The sequence below is a fragment of the Pontibacter sp. H249 genome (genome assembly GCF_037892465.1).
Taxonomy (GTDB): domain Bacteria; phylum Bacteroidota; class Bacteroidia; order Cytophagales; family Hymenobacteraceae; genus Pontibacter.
The window spans coordinates 107591-126847 of record NZ_JBBKTR010000016.1 but is presented as its reverse complement, the minus strand read 5'-3'; the positions used below and the strand labels follow the sequence as shown (position 1 = coordinate 126847).

Below are 19257 nucleotides of genomic sequence, written 5' to 3'. Positions count from 1 at the left end.
GAGCGTCATCCCCACGCCACCATACACGCCTCTGATAGAGCTGAAAGCATCAGTGTTGTTTAACTGCACATTTACCAGATCCATCACGGATTGCGGGCTGGCAAAAGCCATCACGCTTACAGACAGGAGGCTTAACGCCGAAAGGAGAATAAAGCCTTTAGAAGCCAGGTTTACGAGTCTTTTCTTTTTCATAGTATGTAGTTTTAAGTTTATACTACAAAGGTGAGGAGTCTCAGAAATATTAATCTTGATTAAAATCAATATTTCAGGTTATACCTTTGCTGATGCCACATGAGGCAATTTCTATCGCTGTCGCGGCATTGTAGCTTATACCTTTCCTTTCCACGCAGCTGTACCTCCCATAAAATGGCTATCAACTAAAACCCATACTATGATCAATCAGCAAGAGTAAGTAGAGATTACTCAGACTGAGACCTTTAAAACAAAAGCACTTACCTATTCGCTTTTTCTTGTTACGCTAACACTCTTGGTTTTGTGGTTGAGAGCACCACTGGAAGCTACGTTGCTCACTCTTACAGAAAAGCCCTTAATTGCTAGTTTGACGGTAGGATCTTTCTTGAGGTTTATTCTCATTATCTGCCTGAGTATTTTTATCATAAAAAAGAGATTGCTTGCTTTTTGGTTTTGCACAAGCCTTAGTTGGGGTACTGGAAGAACTGCTTTTCAGAGGGGTTATATTCCCTTTATTAATCTTATACTTTGCAGGTAAGAGTCAGTCTATTGTAAAAGCTGTCTGGTTTTCTTCCTTGCTTTTTGGTGCTGTGCATGTAGTAGCCTCATCAGAAATCCTGAAAACATCTGGGGTGTTACAAAAACCGTCATTTTTGCCATTGGCATTGGGTTTTTATTTGCATGCATTTTACTGCGATCCGGAAACATACTCGTGCCTATCTTCCTTCACTTTCTGATAGACTTCACAAACGGGGCCAGCGAGCTTCATGAGGTAGAAACTATAACGCCAGCTCCAACAACGGGCACTATCATACTTACGCTTGCCGTCGTAATAGCTATGAGCCTGTTTTTTATCGGAGTTGGCTATTGGTTGACGCGGTGTGTTCAGAAAGAGGAATGTCTGCAAAAGGCTGCCATGATACAACTATAATGCGTTGGTCGGGTTTTCAACTATCAGCACAATTGCACACCACATGCAGGCACCTATTAAAGTATAACCTTCCCTCCCGCTGCTGCCTTACTACGCTTCAGATTACCTAGCAACTATAACCTATCGGAGGAGCAGCTGTTTAAGCTAAAGTACCAAACCTATGAAAACAATGACAAAGAGCAGAGAGGAACAGCAGTATACCAAACCGGAGCTGCGCGAGAAAATAAAAGACCAGCTGATGGCCTCAGACAAAGGCGGGGAAAAAGGGCAATGGTCGGCACACAAGAGCCAGCTGCTGGTGCAGGAGTACGAGAAGCAGGGTGGCGGCTACAAAGGCAAAAAAGACGAAGCGGCCAAGTCGCTGGAGAAGTGGACCGACCAGGATTGGCAAACCAAAGAGGGCGACGCCAGCGCCCGACACAACGACACCACCAGTCGCTATTTGCCCAAAGCCGCCTGGGACAAACTGAGCAAGCAGGAGCAAAAGGAGGCCGAGCAGCAGAAGGTAAAAGGCTCTAAAAAAGGTGATCAGCACGTGGCCTATACCCCTGCCGTGAAACGCGCCCTGCAGGAGGTTAAGAAAAAGCAGGACCACGAGCCCACCAAAGCCGACCTGCTGCAGGAAGCCCGAAAACTTGACATCAGCGGCCGCAGCAAAATGAACAAAGCCGAACTGCAAAAAGCCGTGGACAAAACGAAATAAGTTAATAGATAGGCAGTTGTGGTTGACAACTGCTCTGGAGGAGGATATTCAGATTTCTCTCCCTGGCCACTGCTGGTCCGAGCTTGCAGCTCGGGCCTTTACATGTCCACGCAGCCATACTTTTAGCATTCGTAGCAGTACGAACTGCAGGCTTGAACCAGATGTGCCCAGTATAAGTTTAATTTTAGTAAGCTGCCGTTTATTGCTGTACTATGCCGCTTTTCTTTCAAATAAACCTAAACTGGTAAGTAAACACGAAAGGTGGTACCAACCTTTTCCTTACTCTCCACCTCTACCTTTCCGTCTGCGTTCTCCACTATTTTCTTCACCATGTAAAGTCCAATGCCAGTCCCTTCCACATGGTCGTGGAAGCGTTTAAACATCGTAAAAAGACCTCTCTTCTGACCTAGTGTCATGCCGAGGCCATTATCAGAGAATGTCAGCACATGGAATTGGTCAGCCATATGATAACTTACCTTAACCTGTGGTATCCGATCGGCAGCGCGGTATTTCATGGCGTTGGAGAGCAGGTTGTATAGTACGCTCCGCAGGTTCTTGCCCGAGAAGCGGATAGCCGTATCAGGTGCTATATTTATTTCCAGCACAGCCTGGGTAGATTTTATCAAGGGGACCAGGTCCAAGGTCACTTCTTCAATAACCTCTGCCACATTTATTAATTCACTATTATACTCGTTCTCCTGCTGAAGCTTGGCCACATCAGTCAGGCTGTTGATCGTTTTCTTAAAGCGTTCTACGGAGCCCTTCATCATTTGCAGTATCTCCTGCGTATCACTGCTCATTTCTCCTGTAGCTATATACTCTTCAGGTAGGAGTGCCAGCAACCCTTCGATGTTGATGATAGGTGCCTTCAGGTCGTGAGAGGCAGTGTAAATAAAATTATCCAGATCGTTATTGATGCTGACCAGGTGCTTGTTTTTTATCTCTATTGCCTCCAGGTGTTCTTTCCGGTCGTGTACATCAGTAGCTGTTCCGAACCATCCTGTCACTTTGCCTTCGCTGTCGTGCTGCGGAAGTGCGCGGCTCAGGTGCCAGCGGTGGCTACCATCCCGCATCCGCAGCCTGTGCTCTACCTCATAGGGCTCACCCGTTCGCACTGCCTTGTCCCAGGCTGCTATCGTTAACTGCTCGTCTTCTTCGATTAACATGCTCTCCCAGTGCCAGTCACCATTTGGTAGCTGCCTGGCTCCTGAAAACTCAGATACTCGTTCATTGTAGTAGGTTACTTTTCCGTCCGGGTTAGCGATCCAAACGATCTGCGGCATAGCGTCGGCCAAGTTCTGCAAATCCTTGGAGCTTTGCTCTATTTTTTTCCTGGCCTGTACCTGTTCTGTTACATCAAGGGCTACGTGTATCACGCCGGTTACTTCGCCTTCTTCTATAAGTGGGGTATAAGACAGGTTTATATAATGCGGCTCCACTTTGCCGTTTTTCATTAAATGGACCATATGCTCGTCTGCGGCAATGGCCTTTCCTGTTTTAAGCACTTCCAGAACCATTCCGACCACAGGCTGGCCCTTTACCTCTGGCAGCGCTTCAACTAACTTCTTCCGGTTCACTTCGTGTTCCGATTTCCTGCCCATGATGTGCAGCATCGGGGTATTAACGTTTTCAATCACCATGTCCTCGCCCCACGTTAAGGCAATAGCGACAGGCGCTTGCTTAATCATGTTCCGGAAACGCGCTTCGCTTTCTTCTAATCGCTTCTGAATTAGTACTTCTTCAGTTACATCGATAGCGGTGTGGTGAATGCCGTACACCTCTCCTTCTTTGTTTAAAAGGGGTTTATAGGTAAAATTAAAATAAGCAGTTTCTAAGCGACCGTCTATTTCCAGTTCCACTTTTTCTTTTACCCCAATGTAGGTTTCGCCGCTTGCATACACCTTCTCCATCAAATCAAGGAATGGCTGGCCTTCAAACTCCGGCAATGCTTCCTGCAACGTTTTACCAATCACACTGCTGCCCTTTCCCCAATAGCCAAGCATAATGTCGTTGGCGTATTGTATTCGGATGTCGCTGTGCAGGTAGAGGGCGGTGGCAACCGGGGCTTCTTCAATAAGTGTACGGTAACGCCACTCACTTTCAGCCATGCTGTCGCGAGCCTGGTTTAGCTCTGTTACATCCGCTCCTGTGTTGATGACGCCGTATACTTCTCCGGCTGCATTAAACAGGGGTGTCATGCTCAAATCAAAATAGTGTGTCCGCAGCTCTCCACCAACTACCAGGTCAAGTTTGTGGTTTTTGGCATGGAAAGGTATGCCTGTTGTATAAACTGCTTCCAGCTGCTCGAATATCTGCTGGTTCTCCAACTCAGGCAACACATCTTTGTAGCGCTTGCCTACATTATCATTGCCTTTGCCTAAGCCATTTTTGAGCGCCTGGTTGGCAAACTGTATCCGCATTTCACTGCCAAAATAAACGCCTATCGGATGGTGTGAGCTTTCTATGAAAGACCTTAACTGCTGCTCGCTTTCCTCTGCCTTTTGGCGGGCCTGCACCTGCTCCGTTACCTCATGGGCCACGCAAAACACGCCGCTGGCAACTGTATCGCCAACATTTACATAATAAGGCTGGTACACAAAATTGTAATAGCAAATAACCTCCTCCCCATCCTTTATCAGTTTAGAGGGATATTCTGTACCATAATAAGCCTGACCTGTATCACGCACCTGATCCAGCAATTCAGGGAATCCCTCTGTTATGATTTCCGGAATAGATTCAAACAAAGGCTTGCCAATAATGTCGGATGTTCTGCTTAGTAGTTTAAGCATTTCCTCATTGGCGAGTTCTACCCTATTTTCAGGGCCAGTTACAATGTAAACTGCCACAGGCGCCTGCATAAACAAGCTATACTTTTTCTCAATTTCCCGCATGGCAGCGGCTTTCTTGTCTGTTATTGCCTGCGCTGTAATCTCCGCCGCTGTGTGCAGGATGTAGCGCAGGTTTCCATCCGCATCTAAAATTGGCTTATTTGTTACTTTCCAATACCGCTCTTCAAACACGCGGGCTTTATTTGCCACATCATAGCGCATTGATGGCAACTCGTCGGGCACTTTTTCCTGGGTTACGCGTGTAAAAGAGTTTCGCAGGTCAGAGGGGCCGGCTGTAGCCACGATTTGCGGGTTTATGGGATAAGCTTCAAAAATGCTTTTGCCTATTAATTCGTGCCTTTCCTGGCCTGTTAGGCGAAGTTGTTCGTCGCTTACGGCCAGTATGGTAAACAGGGGTGGGTTAGGTTGCAGCAACAAGAAATTGCCTGATAAGGAGTTGAAAACTTCCTGAAAGTCCGGTGCCGGAACGCCTTCCCCGACAGAATTTGCTTGGTGCATGCTGTAACTGATAAGTAATGTTGTAAGATACACAATTACAACACAATATTAATTCCCTGCACACAACGACTGCTAAAGCATACAACTTTACACTCATACTTCCGGCACCGGCCGCTGCAGGTGCATCGTTTCTGAATGAGTCATGTTCAATCTAAAATTATACTTTTATAAGTCCTGCAAAGTATGCTTTTAGCAAGTCTTGCAGAAGGTCTTTACCTGCTCCTCGCTCTCATTAGGATTGATATTCCTGAGTAGCAAACGCAGTATGTCATACGATACAGTTCACCAGCAAAGTGGCTATGCCTGTGATATCAGGTATAGCAGCGAAGTTGTACTTATACTTGCTTTACTGGCTAAATTTATGACTATCAGGCGCTAGGCCTTTAGACTTGTAGCTCGTGCCTTCTCTTTGTAAACAGTTATACTTTCTGCCGCAGCACGGCCAACCACAAGTTCACATTAGCCAAAACCACACTAACATGAAAGCTACTTAGCTTTTCTTTGGCTCATGGCCCCAGTTTTTAAGGGAGTAGCGCCAGGGTGTATCATCGATGCTGCCGGAGGGGCGTTGGGCAGAATGGCGGTGCACATAGCCTACTACCTTGCGCATGTGGGCATAGTCCTGATCGTTAAGTTCGGCTTTTTTCTTATGCAGTATATTTATGATCTTTTTACCAGAGTCGTGTCCTACTGATTCACTATTATCGTTTTCCTTATAACCTACTTCTTTAGACTCGTCGGTTTCCAGCCATTTTTCAAGCTCTGAAGGTGTCATATTTACAACTTCTTTAAAGTCCTGGTAAATCTGCTCGCGCTCTTCTTTATTGAATTCTGTTTGTGCCATGGTTTGATGGGTATGTTACAGCTATATTCTTACGGGTAGCACAGTAGTTCAGGTATAAAATGTTTAGGAGCTTTTTAAGTGAAGTAAAGTTTTAAATCTTACAGTACCAGCCTGAACATTCAGGAGTTGGAATCAAGCAGAACAATTTATATTCCAAGCTTAAGTAGTAAGATTTATACTTACAAATGGTTAGTAGAAAACATTTAAACAAAGATTTGAGTTATTGCTATAACACTAACTAATAGCTACTTATAAGCTACTAGCGCATGCATGACTTAACCTTAAAAACATGAATGAAACAGAAGTACTACTACACTGGGCTTATGTAGCCATTATGCTTGTTAGCGGCATCGTGTTTTACCTACTCAGTAAAAACCCAAAAGGCGTTCCATACTATAAGTATACCATCCATATTTTTATCGTAACCTGGTCGGCACTCGCTTATACTGCTTTAGCGCTAAACCAGGGTACTATCGAAGTTGGCGGACAGCAGGTGCATTTTGCCCGATACGTGGACTGGGTAATAACAACGCCCTTGCTACTGCTTTCGCTGGCGCTTACCGGTAAGCTAGTTACACGCAAGGAAGGTTGGATGATTGGTACCATGATGGGTACACAAGCCATTATGATTCTTACTGGTTTAGTAGCCGATTTATCAGTAGACGAAACAAAGCAGTACTTTTGGTATACAGTAGGATGCATTGCCTTAGTGGTCGTGTTTTACATTTTCTGGAGTCCGTTATATGCTATTGCTAAAACCCAAGGCGAGAATATAACTCGTGTTTACAGAGCATCGGCCATTTTCCTAACCATTCAATGGCTCCTTTACCCAGTAGTATGGTTAATCGGTGATACAGGTTTGAAGCTGTTGGGCCCGTTTACAACTACTGTTCTGTTCCTGATCATACCTATTGTGTCAAAAGCTGGATTTGGTTTCTTTAACCTTTTTAAACTCCGTGAATTGCCCGCAGAAGATAAGCCTGCTCCAAAACCGCCTCACCCATACGAGCCAATTAATAAGTTCAGACCAGCCTAGTTTAAGCCGAAGTGGCTGCTAAGATCGCTAGAGCACAAGCCACCATTCAGGTTATTAAAAAATATATAAGCCCCTGATCTTGCGCAATGACACCTTTCTCAAACTATAGATAAATAACCCGTTGATAACCGGTTAAACTACGTACATTAAAGTATGTTAGATAACAATTTCCCTATCGGATCCGACGTGTTCGCAAAAGTGAATCCGGGTCTAAAGTTAACCATTCGCCAATACCTGAAACGTATCTACTACTGTACTGTTAAGGGTAACTCTTCGCAGAAGGACCTGGTATATTTCGAACGTGAGTTAATACCTGTACCGATAAAGTAATTTAAAAGCCTCTGCTAAAAACAGGGGCTTTTAAATTACTGGCTGCTATTACCACTGGCACGAGCTTACAGCTCGTGCTTTTTATTTACATGCAAAAATACCTGTAGCTACTTAACCCTACTACAAGCTGCAAGTTCTTACTAGCGTACACGTTAACATGCCCTAGCTACCAAATAGATTTTAACCGAATTTTGGAGTTATACGAAGCTATACTTTTGTATATTTAACGTACATAGTCCTTCCTCACATCTAAATCTAAAACCATGAAATCACTCCTATCCCTTCGGCAACTTTCTCCTGCCGCTTCTGATAAGGCAGGTAGCCAAGCGCCATCTGTGGCAGAATACCACAACTACACCGATACGGAACACGAACTGAGCGGCGGCGCACGCAGGATCACCATCAATACCCCGAAAGGCGACTTTTACGTCTGGACGCGGCGGGTAGGCAATAACCCCACTATTAAGCTTCTTTTGCTGCATGGCGGCCCGGGTGGCACCCACGAGGCTTTCGAGTGCTTCCATAGCTACCTGCCAAAAGCTGGCATCGAGTTTTATTACTATGACCAGCTGGGCTCCCACTACAGTGACAAACCAGATAATACCAGCCTCTGGAACATAGACCGTTTTGTAGAAGAAGTAGAGCAGGTGCGCCAGGCGCTGAATCTGGATAAAAGCAATTTTTACCTGCTTGGCCACTCGTGGGGCGGCATATTGGCCACCGAATACGCATTAAAGTACCAGCAGCACCTAAAAGGATTGATCATATCTAACATGATGTCGAGTGTGCCCAACTACAACACGTATGCCGACGAGGTGCTGGGTCCGCAGATGCCTGCCGAGGTACTCGCCGAGATTAAGGAGATAGAAGCTGCTAAGGACTTTGCGAACCCGCGCTACATGGAACTGCTGCTGCCGCACTTTTATACCAAGCACGCGCTGCGCATGCCCTTAGAGGCGTGGCCAGACCCAGTACTGCGAATGTTCGATCATATGAACCAGACTGTGTATGTGCAGATGCAGGGCCCAAGTGAATTTGGTATCAGAGGCAATGCCTCGCTCCTGCATTGGGACCGCTCCCAGGACCTGCCAAGTATACATGTTCCTACGCTTACAATAGGTGGCCAGCACGACACCATGGACCCGAAACATATGGAATGGATGGCTACACAGTTTCCCAACGGCCACCACCTGCATTGCCCAGAGGGTAGCCACATGGCCTTTTACGACGATCAGAAAACATACTTTGAAGGATTGGTGAAATTCATGCAGGAAGTAGACCAATAAAACTGCCTCCCAGATAATCGCAGTATCCGTACTTAAGGTTTGCGAATTATTTGGGAGCAAAAGCTGGTGCAGTTTTAACCTAATCCACAACAAGAGCAGTATACTTATATCGCTTCTAATTAAAACAATACGCTATGCTGTACCAGGAGATCGACCCTCATCCCGAATTAAAGCCTTTTATTCTGGATTATTGGTCATTCAAAGTACCCTCGTTTGCAGATTTAGGCCAGCAAGAAGTTAAGCACGTGGCTCCTGCCGATGGCTGTGTATCGTTGCTACTGCTCTATAACCAGGTGCAAAAGTATAAAATGGCATTAGTGATTGGTCCGAGTACTGAAGCGGTTCAGACGATGGTGCAACCTGATTCTGTTTACCTCGGTATCCGCTTTGTACCCGGAATGTTCTGTGCACTGTTCGATGTGAAGAACCGTGATCTTAAAAACGTAAAAGTACCGCTACAGCACCTGCTCCCCCACCTTAATTTGCAGCCCCTGCTCCAGGAACTTAACCTTGATTTTAATAACTTTAAGTTAGTAGATAATTTCCTGCTACAGCTGCTTCCCATGCACAACCCGGTAAAGTATGACGTGGAAGTGAACAAAGCCGTACGGCTGATTATGTCTGGTGGTGGCAATATTTCTATCCGAAATGTAATGGCACAAGCCTGCCTGAGCGAGCGGCAACTGCAGAAGCGCTTTAAACACAGCACCTATCTCTCTATGAAGGAACTGGCCAAGATCTGCCGCCTGCGCCTTGCCATTGCAAAGGTGCACCTGGAGCAAAAGTCTATCTCTGATGCCGTACACGAAGCCGGCTATTTTGACCAGTCACATTACAACCACGACCTGCACCAAGCTACAAAGCGCAAACCAGAAGACTTCTACAAGCATATTAGCCAGATAAAACATGTAGATGTTAAACCACTGCAGCAAAAAGAAGATTGACGTTTTTTTACAAGATTATCAGTGGCATACATTATACTTTTGATATAAAAACACTATGAAAAAGATAGCATTTATACTTTGCTTGCTGCTGAGCCAATTAGCCTCTGCACAGGTACCGGCCTCCCCGAAGCCGACCGTTCAGGAAAAAATGAAAGCGCTTAACTGGATTACCGGCAAATGGCAAGGACAAGGCTGGATGAGTTACGGACCTAACCAAAAACATACGTTCACCCAAACCGAAGACATACAGTATAAACTCGATAACACCGTAATGCAGATAGAAGGCCTAGGCAAAAAGGATGGCAAAACGATACACGATGCCCTGGCTCTCATGACCTATGACATAAACAAAGGAGCCTATACTTTCCATTCTTATACTTCAGAAGGACGCTACCAAACAGATGCAGATGTTACAGTGGAAGACAAGAAGTTTATCTGGCAAATGAATAATAATCCTAACCGCCAGATCCGCTACACGATTTGGCTTGATGATAAAAACCAGTGGCAGGAAATCGGGGAAATGAGCACTGATAAAGGCCAGACCTGGAACAAGTTTTTCGAGATGACGCTGGAGAAGGTAAAGTAGTCTGTAAAAATATGATAACTGGCATTGAATTGTTAGGTATGATTTTTACAATTAGCACATACTAAGCTGGGTTCTGCGGGAGATATGCTGCCTTAGTTTCGAAGCTTAAAAAGAATCCAGCAATACCATACTTTAATCAGGTACAAGATCTGTTAAGCAAGAGAAAATTCGGGTAAAGTATAATCCTCAAGCAGATAACTGTAAAAGATGATCCTTCGCAGAAGAACCTGGTTTAATGCTAAACAGAGACAATACATCTGCACATAAATTAAGTCACAGATGCTTTCTTGACAGGGGCTTGTTAATTTCTACTGCCTTTAGCTACAACTAAAACTTAGCACCAATCAACAAAAAAAGCCCGGACTACATATTGTAATCCGGGCTACTACTTAAACAACTATCAACCTCACTAATGAGACTCGTCTGTTTCAAAGCCAAGTAAGGTTAACCTCACCGGCTTAGCAGAAACCTTATGTTTTACAACTTTATTAAAATCGTCAAGATTAACCTGATGTACCTCTCCTAAGTTAGGCATGGCAATGTAAGCGTACTTTGCTGTGGCTTCTATAACAGGCTTAAATGAATCGCCGGATGCAACCGGGCTGATTACCATACCCTCTTTTTTAAGAGCACCAGTAGATAGGTTATAAACTCTCAGTTTACCATCCATTGTTAACACAAGAAGGTTATTGCCGGCATAATCCATTTTACATTGAACGGCATCAGTGCCATTATAAATAGGCGTAATTTTGTTCGCAGCCAGATCGATCATATAGGCTCCTTTTGTAGCTCCGTATCCTACAAATTTTTTAGCTCCCATGCCATACAGAATTGTTCCTAAACGTACCGCTCCGAAACCAGCCGGATTTGCAATTACACGCTGTTCACCGGTTTGATTTACAACCAGCACACCGCCTGTTGTTTGATCAGGGGAAATAAAGCTACCGAAAACGGCATTTGTACCATCTGTGGCGTTACCGTGTATACGAGCTACTTCTACTGTAGAAGCATGTACTAGCCCGCCATTTTTGTTGATGACTCTTACGCGGTTACCACTTTCTGTTACGGCAATATTACCATTGTCGAATTGTGCCATAGCACCGTGGTGCGCTGTTAAGCCTGCATTGATGGTTGTAAACTGTGCGCTTGGCGTGTGAAAGTTCGCTTCGTTTGCAAGATGCAGGGTACCATCACCGTCATTGAAAATTAATGACTCAGCACCTCTGCTTTTAAAATGAGCTGGTTTTGAACCGGCAGCCGTTATAGCAGCCCACTTTGGTGTGCCTTTCATATCCACATGATTTCCGTGAAATTCAAGGCCAGTGTCAAACATTTCTGTAAGATTTTGGCTACCATAAACAACAGCAGCAAAGCGCCCGTTGGCTGTCGCATAAAGGTTACCCATCGGAAACTTGGTATCAAAAGAAGTAATCCCTGCAGTAGCTGGATTGATTTGGGTAAGCTTAGTAGCAGACTCATCAGTGACAAGTACGCGCACATGCTTAAATTCACCTTTGTTTTCAATAGGGTTTACGTCATCATCTTTCTGACAAGCGGTAAACACCATAGCTGCAACCAAGCTTAGGCCCAGACTACGGAGATTAAATTTTTTGGTCATGCTTTAAAGTATATAAATGAAACAATGTTGCAAATATATATAGACATTTTATATATGCAACATTGTTGCACTAATAGTTTGTACACCAAATCATCATTTAAAAACGCTTAAGTATGGGTGCAGAAGCAGTTACTGTAAACAAATAATTTTATAAGCAGTTAAAAGTGAAAGCCGGTATCGGCAATGAACACTTGTTACATCCATAACCATAACAAACTTACTTATGCCATTTATTGAGACAGAAGACATCCAGAGAGGAGAAAACGTTTACCTGAACTACCAGGACTACGGCGACGGGCAGCCTGTTATCCTGATCCATGGTTGGCCCCTGAGCCACAAGATGTGGGAAAACCAGATACAGACTTTAGTAGATGCCGGGTTCCGCTGTATCGCTTACGACCGCCGCGGCTTCGGTGACTCTGACCGGCCTTGGCTAAACTATGATTATACTTCTCTGGCCCAAGACCTTCGCGCACTGATAGAGCAGTTGGATCTGCACCATTGCGTGCTGGTTGGTTTCTCGATGGGTGGCGGTGAAGTGGTACGCTATCTTAGCATGTTCGGCAATGACCGTATAGACAAAGCCATACTTGTCAGCTCGATTATTCCTATTGTGAAAAAGACAGACGACAACCCGGATGGTGTACCTGAGGACAAGCTGGATGAAATTATGGATGCGCTCCAAACCAAGCGTGTAACTTTTCTGGCAGAGTTCAGCAAGCAGTTCTACAACTACAGCGATTATAAAGATAAAGTAAGCGAGGAGCAACTAAAGTATGACTGGGCCATTGCCTCTGCGGCCTCGCCACGCGCCACCATAGAAACAGCAAAGGCTTGGGCAAACACAGACTTTAGAAATGAATTGCGCAATGTTACTGTGCCCACGCTTATTGTACACGGAGATGCAGACCAGATTGTGCCCATCGAAACAAGCAGCGAACAGTCATCCAAAGAGATCCGCAACAACAAGTTTGTAAAAATCAAGAATGCCCCGCATGGCCTGTTCCTGACGCACAAGGAAGAGCTGAACACTGCCATAATAGATTTTCTGAGGCAGCAGTAGCTATAAGCAGTAAGAGAGCCGCCGCTACGTTATCCATAGCGGCGGCTCTCTTACAATAATATATCTCCTTTTGTTCAGATGGGAGCTTATCTATCCATTCTTCTTTCAGAATTAGCATTTCGCTGCAGATCCAGTAATCTTCCGTTTTCTGGTAGCGCCAGCATAGGAAGGTTAAGGTTGCGAAGCAGTTTAGCTGATACGCTGTTGTGCGTCATCTGCTCTAGGAAAATCCTGTTTAACATAGTAAAAGAAAGTAAACTAGTGTTGGCTTCCTGAACAAAACGGCTTATACCTTCAACTACATCATCATTTGCTATCTCTACAAATTGTATATCTGCCTGCGGAAACTGTTTTATAAGCTCTTGCTTCACATATTCATCATCGATCAGATCGGGCTGGTTTTTACTTTTCACGTGAAGAAACGTTAAGGTAGCACTAAATAGCTCTTTCAACTGCATTAACTGTAACACAGTTACCTGATCTCCATTTTCAAAATCGGCAGCATAAACAATGTGCTCAATTGGCTTTATAGGTCCGTTTTCGGGTAATACCAGCACAGAACACAGGCCACGTTTTGCAATGGCTTCAGTTCTTGTTCCAAAGAATCTTTCCTTAAATCCTTTTCCACCAGCCGTTGCCATTACCACCAAAGAAACGCCAAACTCTTCTATGGCCTTCGCTATTTCGTCTACTACATTCCCTCCTCTTATCACAGTCTCTATCTCGGCACCTGTATTTTTAGCTTTGCCTATGAACCTGTTTACTTCTTGCTGAGCCTCCTCCTTATGGGCTTTATCCATCGCGCTACTAAAACCAGGAACTAACGCTTTATCATGTATATGGCAAACTACTACCCTCGCATCAACTTCTTTTGCGAGATCAAAGGCATAATCAAGTGCTCTGAGGGAACTATCAGTAAAATCAGTCGGAACAAGGAAAGTCTTCATGTGCATATAAGTTAAAGTTTATGACTATAGATGTTTGTAGTCTTATTCATAATCACAAAGATGCGTGCTGCACCAGCTTAACAAAACGATATAAATCATTCCTATACATGATCTTGGTCAATCGCTGCTTGCCAGCGGCACTGCTACTTACTACGAAACAAAAGTTTAAGTAAGTGAAAATTAACTTATTAAATTTGATCCTAATGTCTTTCAGGCATTATGTGAACCTTAAAGCCATCTACTTTTACCTGTTTTATACGGTAGTAACTTATCTCCAACTCACTAGTAAAATTACACACTATATTAAATTTATCTTAAACTCTGCTTTTGCACGTGCGTACTATAGTAGCTAAAAACAAATAATCTATATAGAAAAGCATGATATTAACTCTACTCGTAAAATTTCTTTGCTCACTTAATTTGTAATACTTATGAAGAAGTTAATATTAATTCCGTTATGCTTTTCGCTTTTCTTTACCTCCTGCAACGATGAGGACTCAGAGGTGGATATTCCGCCAGTTTCTGAAATTGACGCTGACATGAGAGGCGACTGGACTAACACAGACATTAAAAGGATTTACTACTCCGACAGAGATACCATAATGTACCAAGACTCTGTTAAACGCCAAGCTTACTTTAACTTTAACGGCCAAAAAATGACCGTTACATTGCCTGGCAGCGCAACGGAAGATGTTTGGAACTACAACTTTCCAGATAAAAATGACTCTACCTATATTGAGTTGAGGCAGAACAATGTTACAACGAAGTATAAAATCACAACGCTATCTGGCGACAACATGGTATGGGTAGAAGAAAAAGCCTGGGCTGGATATCCGGAAGAGGTGCCGGACGACCAAAAGACAACATCCAAAGTAGGAGTTTATACCTGGAAGTTTGTTAGGGGAAAACAGTAATCGTATTTAAATAAGTTAAATGGCGCGGGTCTTTTGGCCCGCGCTTTTTTATTAAGCACCATTCTAACTTAAAGCAGGGTATACTATAAGGGGACCAATGATTAAAATAGCCGTATAGATTGGCTTGTTATACTTTATTTGCCTGTTAGGGGTATATCTTAGTTTTTGAGAAGAAAAGTATAGATTAGCTACTCTTAATTTAGGCCTGTCAACCAACTATTTATCAGGTTCGTTCTTTCAGCATATATCTAGCAGTTGCCTATCAGTAAACACTCCTAACAGAGAAACGCACACGTTTAGCACCGAACGCATAGGAATTGGAGTTGCCTGTAAAGTATGGGCAGAAGATGCTTTTAATAAATTTCAATTGCCATAACTACGAAACAATCCTTGTAGCCATTCTGGTAGTTAACAGGCCTCTTCTTTATCCAAGCTTAGGCGTTGAAGTATAGCTTTGCAGGGAGTATCTGATGTAACTTCTACGTGGTGGGGCGTGTGCAGCGGAATCTCCAGAAAATCTCCGGCAGTTAAGTTCTGTATTTTGTTACCTGTAGTAAACTTACAGGTGCCTTCCAGTATCAGGAAACGCTCGTATTCATCATGGTGCAACTCTACTTCTGACCTTTCCTTAACCCAAATAATAGCCGTGGTAGATTTAGGTGTATAGCCGATAATGCGGGCATATAAACCATCAGCATCTTCTGGCAGTACAGCCTCCTTTTTGTTCAGCCATTTCTCGTAGTCACTGATGCGCGATTCGGGTGTTAAAATAGGTGGCGACTCTGGCAACTCGCCTTGTTTCATGCGCTCTAAATAGTCTATGGTTGCCATTATTAGCGTTTTAACCGTACTGCGCGGTTTTATAGCATGCACCTGCGCATAATGCTCTATAGACAGCCTAATCTGTTCTATCTCCTCCTTTACCTCAGGGTGTGCAGCAGCCATATCTTCTACGGCACGTACTTCTTCCGGACTGGCCACACCCATCACATATAGCTCCAAAACCCCGGACTCTATGAATTCTATAACTGGGTTCATATTGGCTTTTCTGCTTTTAATTGGGTAAATGCGCTTTTCAAAATTTCTTTTACTTCCGCTTCAGTCATTTTCAGCTCACCTGCAATTTCGGGGCAGGAGCGGCCTTTAAGGTAGAGTAATTCTAATACGGTTCTCTCTAATGGTGCCAGGTTACAAAGATCTTGCTTTTTGGGCTGATCTTTACGTAAAGTTACATCAAAATTTTGGAGTACATTATTTTCTACGGACTTGATAGATGGCTTAATCAAATTTTTATACCTGTTGGTCTTCACGGCTTCGAGCGCTATTCCTCTCGCAATAGCCAACCCCCAAGTTAACAGCCGCTCTTTGGAGGAGTTATATATTCCGATCCGGCTCCAGATAGCCACAAAGGTTTCGCTAAGTACTTCTTCAGCCACTTCCTTGTCCTGCACAATTCGGGTTATCACCCCCAACATCATGGGTGCATAAGCATCGTAAAGTTTTCCTAAAGCCTCTTGCCTACCCTGCCGTATTGACGCTATTAAGGCTTCCTCATTTTCCCCCTCAAAATTTATTTCAGACATACTTGTTATAGCTCTGGCTAACGCTTATGCGCCGAAGCGGCCAGTAGTAGATAAATAAAACAACTTAGAATAAAGCGCAGCCCCCGAACTGCCACCGGAGGTGTAGATATGGCTTTGTACGTAATAATAAGAACTAAATTTAAGTAATTTGATATTTTTTACATCTAATGTTACATGCATGCTTATCCAGCTCCGGCATTATTTCCAATTCAAGCGTTAAAGTTTAAATCCTGGCCTGGTAAGTATATAGCTGATAATACCTCCCCTGTTTCTCCAGTAGTTCGTCGTGTCGGCCTTGCTCAACTATGCATCCCTGTTCTATCACCAGTATCTGGTCGGCCTGCCGGATAGTGCTTAGTCGGTGGGCGATAACAAAGGTGGTGCGGCCTTGCATTAATGTTTTAAGACTTGCTTGTATCAGGCTTTCGCTTTCGGTATCAAGGTTAGAGGTGGCTTCGTCAAGTATAAGAATGCGTGGGTCGGCAAGTATGGCCCTGGCAATGGCGATGCGCTGCCGCTGTCCTCCTGATAGCTTCACGCCCCGCTCCCCGATCAGTGTGTCTAACCCTTCCGGAAAACGATTTGTAAACTCCTGCACATGTGCTGCCTCTACAGCCTGCATCAATTGCGCCTCGGTAGCATTTGGCCGCGGGAAAAGTATGTTCTGCCGAATAGTGCCCTCAAAAAGAAAATCGTCTTGTAACACCACTCCCAGTTGGCTACGATAACTTTGTAAGCTTATACTTTGCAGGTCGTGCCCGTCTACAGTAATAGTGCCGCTTTCGGGGTTTAAGAATGATGCAGCTAAACCGGCTATGGTGGTTTTACCCGAGCCTGAGGTTCCTACCAGGGCCGTAACAGAACCAGCAGGCGCTTTAAAGCTAATTTCCTTTACCACATCCTTTCCAGTTTCATAGGCAAAAGACACCTTTTCAAATCTGATATCGCCATGGATGTGGTTAAGCTGCAGTGTGCGTTGGCCAGTGGCATCTTCCAAAGGTGTGTTCAGGATCTCCTGTGTCCGATCCAGGCCGGCAAATGCTTCGGTAAACTGGCTGCCAATGTTACTCATCTGCAGGATCGGGGCTATCATAAAACCGAGGTAAAGTGTAAAAGCCAGAAAATCGCCGAAAGTTAGTTCTCCGTTCATGATCAGGTAGCCACCAATACCCATAATACCCGCCGAAGCAAGGCCCAGCAAAAGCGTAGCTGCACTCGTTACCATGCTGGTGGTGGTCAGGCTCTGTTTCACATTAAGGAAAAGTCGCGTTACGCCATCTTCAAAGGTTTTAATTTCCTGCTCTTCGGCGTTAAAGCCTTTAATCACGCGTACCCCACCCAGGGTTTCGGTAAGCTTACCGGTCACTTCCGCATTTATCACACCACGCTCCCGAAATATGGGTCGTATTTTGCCAAATGCTTTCAGAGAAATAAGTCCGAAAATAACTACCGGAAATAGTACATACAACGTCATCAGCGGACTGATAACAATCAGCAGTACAAGACAGATAAGTGAAGTCAGCACTCCACCTATCATTTGGGCAAAGCCTGTGCCTACTAAATTGCGCACCCCTTCTACGTCCGTCATGATGCGCGACACCAACTCTCCGGTTTTGGTATTGTCGAAGAAGCGGATAGGCAGCTGTATAATGTGCCTTTGTACCTTGGCCCGCAACTGCGAAATCAGATGCTGCGCCTCTACACTTAAGATTTGTGTAAGCGCAAAGGAGGTGACGGATTGTATGGCAATAGCAGCCACTACCGCCCCAATCAGCCATTTAAGCATGGTGCTGTCACCGTTCGGGATCACATCATCTACCAGGTACTTGCTTGCCCCAGGCAACACGAGTCCGGCCACGCGGCTAATAATGATCAAAACCAATCCAACGGTCAAGTATTTCCTGCGCGGCCAGATAATAGTTTTAAAAACTTGTGCTACGGTAACGTTCTGGAGCTTTTTTGATTTAGGCATATCGACGGTAATAGAGAGTAAACCTCCATTAAGGAGTTATGGGAAAAAATGTATAAAGCGGAAGTATAGCTAAACTAAAAACAATAAAGTGCAAGTTAGGTGTTTTCCGTTTTAGATGTGTTTAACTTTTTTATACCTCGGAGTTGATTTACCTGCTATTTTCAGCAACTCGCATACTGCGGCTCCCACTAATATGCAATGCCCACTTAAAGACAGGGAAAACTAACATTACGAAACGATTCAGCTGCTAATGATGGTGCATTTAAACGGCCAACCCTGCCACTGCACAACCTTGCCATTAAGGTCGGCTTGATAAGGTCATAAAACACAAAATCAACTGGTTATACATACATCCTCTTAGCATGCTGTACATCCAGACAATCTATAACTAAGCCCTGGCAGCTAGCGTTATAACTAACACATATAAATTGGAGGGTATATGAAACAGATAGAGCAATACCTGGTAGTACTTTGTTTTTTGGGGATACTTTGGTTAACTGGTTGCGCGCGCGGAACTACACCAACTGGCAGCGCAGGTACAACTACCGAAAATGTAAACCGGGCGCCGCAGCGGGTAGATATAAGGGGGCAGGTTATTACGAGCCGGTACAGCGATGGACAGGTTATACTGGAGGTAGAAAGGCTTTCTCCTTCACCACAGTCGCGCTACGACAGGGCGTATGTACTTGTACTGCCTACCGCACAGATGGTAGGGGCAAATGGGCAATCAATCAGCATCAGTGAGTTTCAGCAGGGGCAAACAGTGGCTATTTTATTGCGGGGAGGTGGACAAGGCAGTCGTGTAGGGCTAGGAATTGCCAGGAAAATTTGGGTAGAGGATTCTTTCTGAGCATAGGGAATCAAATCAGTTCTATCTTTAAGTTACAGGTTAGTTTAGCTCATTCTTCTTATGCTCTTATTTAACTTATTCCTATAAAAAAACAGCCGCTACTATAAGCAA

The 19257-nt window shown here is 44.4% G+C and carries 18 protein-coding genes and 1 pseudogene; 11 read left to right on the top strand and 8 right to left on the bottom strand.

Features of this window, described 5'->3' with window-relative positions; genetic code table 11:
• Window positions 1-192: DUF4345 family protein (locus tag WG943_RS17695; RefSeq protein WP_340411035.1), on the bottom strand; the 192-nt coding region annotated here is incomplete at its 3' end.
• A 440-nt stretch (window positions 193-632) separates the two neighbouring features.
• Between WG943_RS17695 and WG943_RS21245 the strand changes: the two are divergent.
• The 3 genes and pseudogenes from WG943_RS21245 to WG943_RS17685 form a co-directional block, all read left to right on the top strand.
• Window positions 633-877: pseudogene (locus tag WG943_RS21245) on the top strand (CPBP family glutamic-type intramembrane protease); the annotation flags it as partial.
• Between the two features lie 27 nt (window positions 878-904).
• Window positions 905-1123, top strand: a complete 219-nt coding sequence (locus tag WG943_RS17690; protein ID WP_340411033.1) for a hypothetical protein — start codon at window positions 905-907, stop codon at window positions 1121-1123.
• Window positions 1124-1283: 160 nt separating this feature from the next.
• Window positions 1284-1826 (top strand): DUF5872 domain-containing protein, encoded by a 543-nt coding sequence (locus WG943_RS17685; protein ID WP_340411031.1) that lies wholly within the window; start codon window positions 1284-1286, stop codon window positions 1824-1826.
• Between the two features lie 236 nt (window positions 1827-2062).
• On the opposite strand, the gene WG943_RS17680 is transcribed toward WG943_RS17685, so the two are convergent.
• Together WG943_RS17680 and WG943_RS17675 are read right to left on the bottom strand one after the other, a co-directional pair.
• Window positions 2063-5173 carry a PAS domain-containing sensor histidine kinase gene (locus WG943_RS17680; protein ID WP_340411030.1) on the bottom strand — a complete coding sequence of 1037 codons (3111 nt, stop codon included), beginning with the start codon at window positions 5171-5173 and terminating at the stop codon, window positions 2063-2065.
• A gap of 490 nt (window positions 5174-5663) precedes the next feature.
• Window positions 5664-6017, bottom strand: a complete 354-nt coding sequence (locus WG943_RS17675; protein WP_340411028.1) for a DUF3140 domain-containing protein — start codon at window positions 6015-6017, stop codon at window positions 5664-5666.
• 289 nt (window positions 6018-6306) lie between these two features.
• Between WG943_RS17675 and WG943_RS17670 the strand changes: the two genes are divergently transcribed.
• The 5 genes from WG943_RS17670 (at window position 6307) to WG943_RS17650 (ending at window position 10199) form a co-directional block, all read left to right on the top strand.
• Window positions 6307-7053, top strand: a complete 747-nt coding sequence (locus WG943_RS17670; RefSeq protein ID WP_340411026.1) for a bacteriorhodopsin — start codon at window positions 6307-6309, stop codon at window positions 7051-7053.
• Window positions 7054-7206: 153 nt separating this feature from the next.
• Entirely contained in the window at window positions 7207-7383 is a 177-nt protein-coding gene (locus tag WG943_RS17665) for a hypothetical protein (RefSeq protein WP_340411024.1), read from the top strand.
• Between the two features lie 263 nt (window positions 7384-7646).
• Window positions 7647-8669, top strand: coding sequence for a proline iminopeptidase-family hydrolase (locus tag WG943_RS17660; RefSeq protein WP_340411022.1), 1023 nt, complete (start codon window positions 7647-7649; stop codon window positions 8667-8669).
• A gap of 134 nt (window positions 8670-8803) precedes the next feature.
• Complete coding sequence (locus WG943_RS17655; RefSeq protein ID WP_340411020.1) at window positions 8804-9613, top strand: AraC family transcriptional regulator; 810 nt, start codon at window positions 8804-8806, stop codon at window positions 9611-9613.
• 55 nt (window positions 9614-9668) lie between these two features.
• Window positions 9669-10199, top strand: a complete 531-nt coding sequence (locus WG943_RS17650) for a hypothetical protein (RefSeq protein ID WP_340411017.1) — start codon at window positions 9669-9671, stop codon at window positions 10197-10199.
• Window positions 10200-10608: 409 nt separating this feature from the next.
• Here the strand turns inward: WG943_RS17650 and WG943_RS17645 are convergent, their stop codons facing one another.
• Window positions 10609-11817 (bottom strand): hypothetical protein, encoded by a 1209-nt coding sequence (locus WG943_RS17645; protein ID WP_340411016.1) that lies wholly within the window; start codon window positions 11815-11817, stop codon window positions 10609-10611.
• A 223-nt stretch (window positions 11818-12040) separates the two neighbouring features.
• On the opposite strand from WG943_RS17645, the gene WG943_RS17640 reads away from it, so the two are divergent.
• Window positions 12041-12880, top strand: a complete 840-nt coding sequence (locus WG943_RS17640; RefSeq protein ID WP_340411014.1) for an alpha/beta fold hydrolase — start codon at window positions 12041-12043, stop codon at window positions 12878-12880.
• Between the two features lie 86 nt (window positions 12881-12966).
• Here the strand turns inward: WG943_RS17640 and WG943_RS17635 are convergent, their stop codons facing one another.
• Window positions 12967-13827, bottom strand: a complete 861-nt coding sequence (locus WG943_RS17635) for a universal stress protein (protein WP_340411012.1) — start codon at window positions 13825-13827, stop codon at window positions 12967-12969.
• A 431-nt stretch (window positions 13828-14258) separates the two neighbouring features.
• Here WG943_RS17635 and WG943_RS17630 point away from each other — a divergent pair, with 431 nt between their 5' ends.
• A complete protein-coding gene (locus WG943_RS17630) occupies window positions 14259-14741 on the top strand; it encodes a hypothetical protein (RefSeq protein WP_340411011.1) in 483 nt (160 codons plus the stop codon).
• A 408-nt stretch (window positions 14742-15149) separates the two neighbouring features.
• Here WG943_RS17630 and WG943_RS17625 read toward each other — a convergent pair whose 3' ends face one another.
• From WG943_RS17625 to WG943_RS17615, 3 genes are all read right to left on the bottom strand, one after another.
• Window positions 15150-15779 (bottom strand): cupin domain-containing protein, encoded by a 630-nt coding sequence (locus WG943_RS17625; RefSeq protein WP_340411010.1) that lies wholly within the window; start codon window positions 15777-15779, stop codon window positions 15150-15152.
• Window positions 15776-16324, bottom strand: a complete 549-nt coding sequence (locus tag WG943_RS17620; RefSeq protein WP_340411009.1) for an RNA polymerase sigma factor — start codon at window positions 16322-16324, stop codon at window positions 15776-15778. The genes WG943_RS17625 and WG943_RS17620 overlap by 4 nt, the downstream gene beginning before the upstream one ends.
• A 223-nt stretch (window positions 16325-16547) precedes the next feature.
• Window positions 16548-18296: an ABC transporter ATP-binding protein gene (locus tag WG943_RS17615; RefSeq protein ID WP_340411008.1), complete on the bottom strand. Its 1749-nt coding sequence runs from the start codon at window positions 18294-18296 to the stop codon at window positions 16548-16550.
• A gap of 439 nt (window positions 18297-18735) precedes the next feature.
• Here WG943_RS17615 and WG943_RS17610 point away from each other — a divergent pair, with 439 nt between their 5' ends.
• Entirely contained in the window at window positions 18736-19146 is a 411-nt protein-coding gene (locus tag WG943_RS17610) for a hypothetical protein (RefSeq protein ID WP_340411006.1), read from the top strand.
• Window positions 19147-19257 lie beyond the last annotated feature (111 nt).

What these genes read in the sequence shown, in the direction of transcription:
- WG943_RS17685 (WP_340411031.1), top strand. Translation starts at nt 1,284, where the DNA reads ATGAAAACAATGACAAAGAGCAGAGAGGAACAGCAGTATACCAAACCG.
- WG943_RS17680 (WP_340411030.1), bottom strand. Translation starts at nt 5,173, where the DNA reads ATGCACCAAGCAAATTCTGTCGGGGAAGGCGTTCCGGCACCGGACTTT.
- WG943_RS17675 (WP_340411028.1), bottom strand. Translation starts at nt 6,017, where the DNA reads ATGGCACAAACAGAATTCAATAAAGAAGAGCGCGAGCAGATTTACCAG.
- WG943_RS17670 (WP_340411026.1), top strand. Translation starts at nt 6,307, where the DNA reads ATGAATGAAACAGAAGTACTACTACACTGGGCTTATGTAGCCATTATG.
- WG943_RS17665 (WP_340411024.1), top strand. Translation starts at nt 7,207, where the DNA reads ATGTTAGATAACAATTTCCCTATCGGATCCGACGTGTTCGCAAAAGTG.
- WG943_RS17660 (WP_340411022.1), top strand. Translation starts at nt 7,647, where the DNA reads ATGAAATCACTCCTATCCCTTCGGCAACTTTCTCCTGCCGCTTCTGAT.
- WG943_RS17655 (WP_340411020.1), top strand. Translation starts at nt 8,804, where the DNA reads ATGCTGTACCAGGAGATCGACCCTCATCCCGAATTAAAGCCTTTTATT.
- WG943_RS17650 (WP_340411017.1), top strand. Translation starts at nt 9,669, where the DNA reads ATGAAAAAGATAGCATTTATACTTTGCTTGCTGCTGAGCCAATTAGCC.
- WG943_RS17645 (WP_340411016.1), bottom strand. Translation starts at nt 11,817, where the DNA reads ATGACCAAAAAATTTAATCTCCGTAGTCTGGGCCTAAGCTTGGTTGCA.
- WG943_RS17640 (WP_340411014.1), top strand. Translation starts at nt 12,041, where the DNA reads ATGCCATTTATTGAGACAGAAGACATCCAGAGAGGAGAAAACGTTTAC.
- WG943_RS17635 (WP_340411012.1), bottom strand. Translation starts at nt 13,827, where the DNA reads ATGAAGACTTTCCTTGTTCCGACTGATTTTACTGATAGTTCCCTCAGA.
- WG943_RS17630 (WP_340411011.1), top strand. Translation starts at nt 14,259, where the DNA reads ATGAAGAAGTTAATATTAATTCCGTTATGCTTTTCGCTTTTCTTTACC.
- WG943_RS17625 (WP_340411010.1), bottom strand. Translation starts at nt 15,779, where the DNA reads ATGAACCCAGTTATAGAATTCATAGAGTCCGGGGTTTTGGAGCTATAT.
- WG943_RS17620 (WP_340411009.1), bottom strand. Translation starts at nt 16,324, where the DNA reads ATGTCTGAAATAAATTTTGAGGGGGAAAATGAGGAAGCCTTAATAGCG.
- WG943_RS17615 (WP_340411008.1), bottom strand. Translation starts at nt 18,296, where the DNA reads ATGCCTAAATCAAAAAAGCTCCAGAACGTTACCGTAGCACAAGTTTTT.
- WG943_RS17610 (WP_340411006.1), top strand. Translation starts at nt 18,736, where the DNA reads ATGAAACAGATAGAGCAATACCTGGTAGTACTTTGTTTTTTGGGGATA.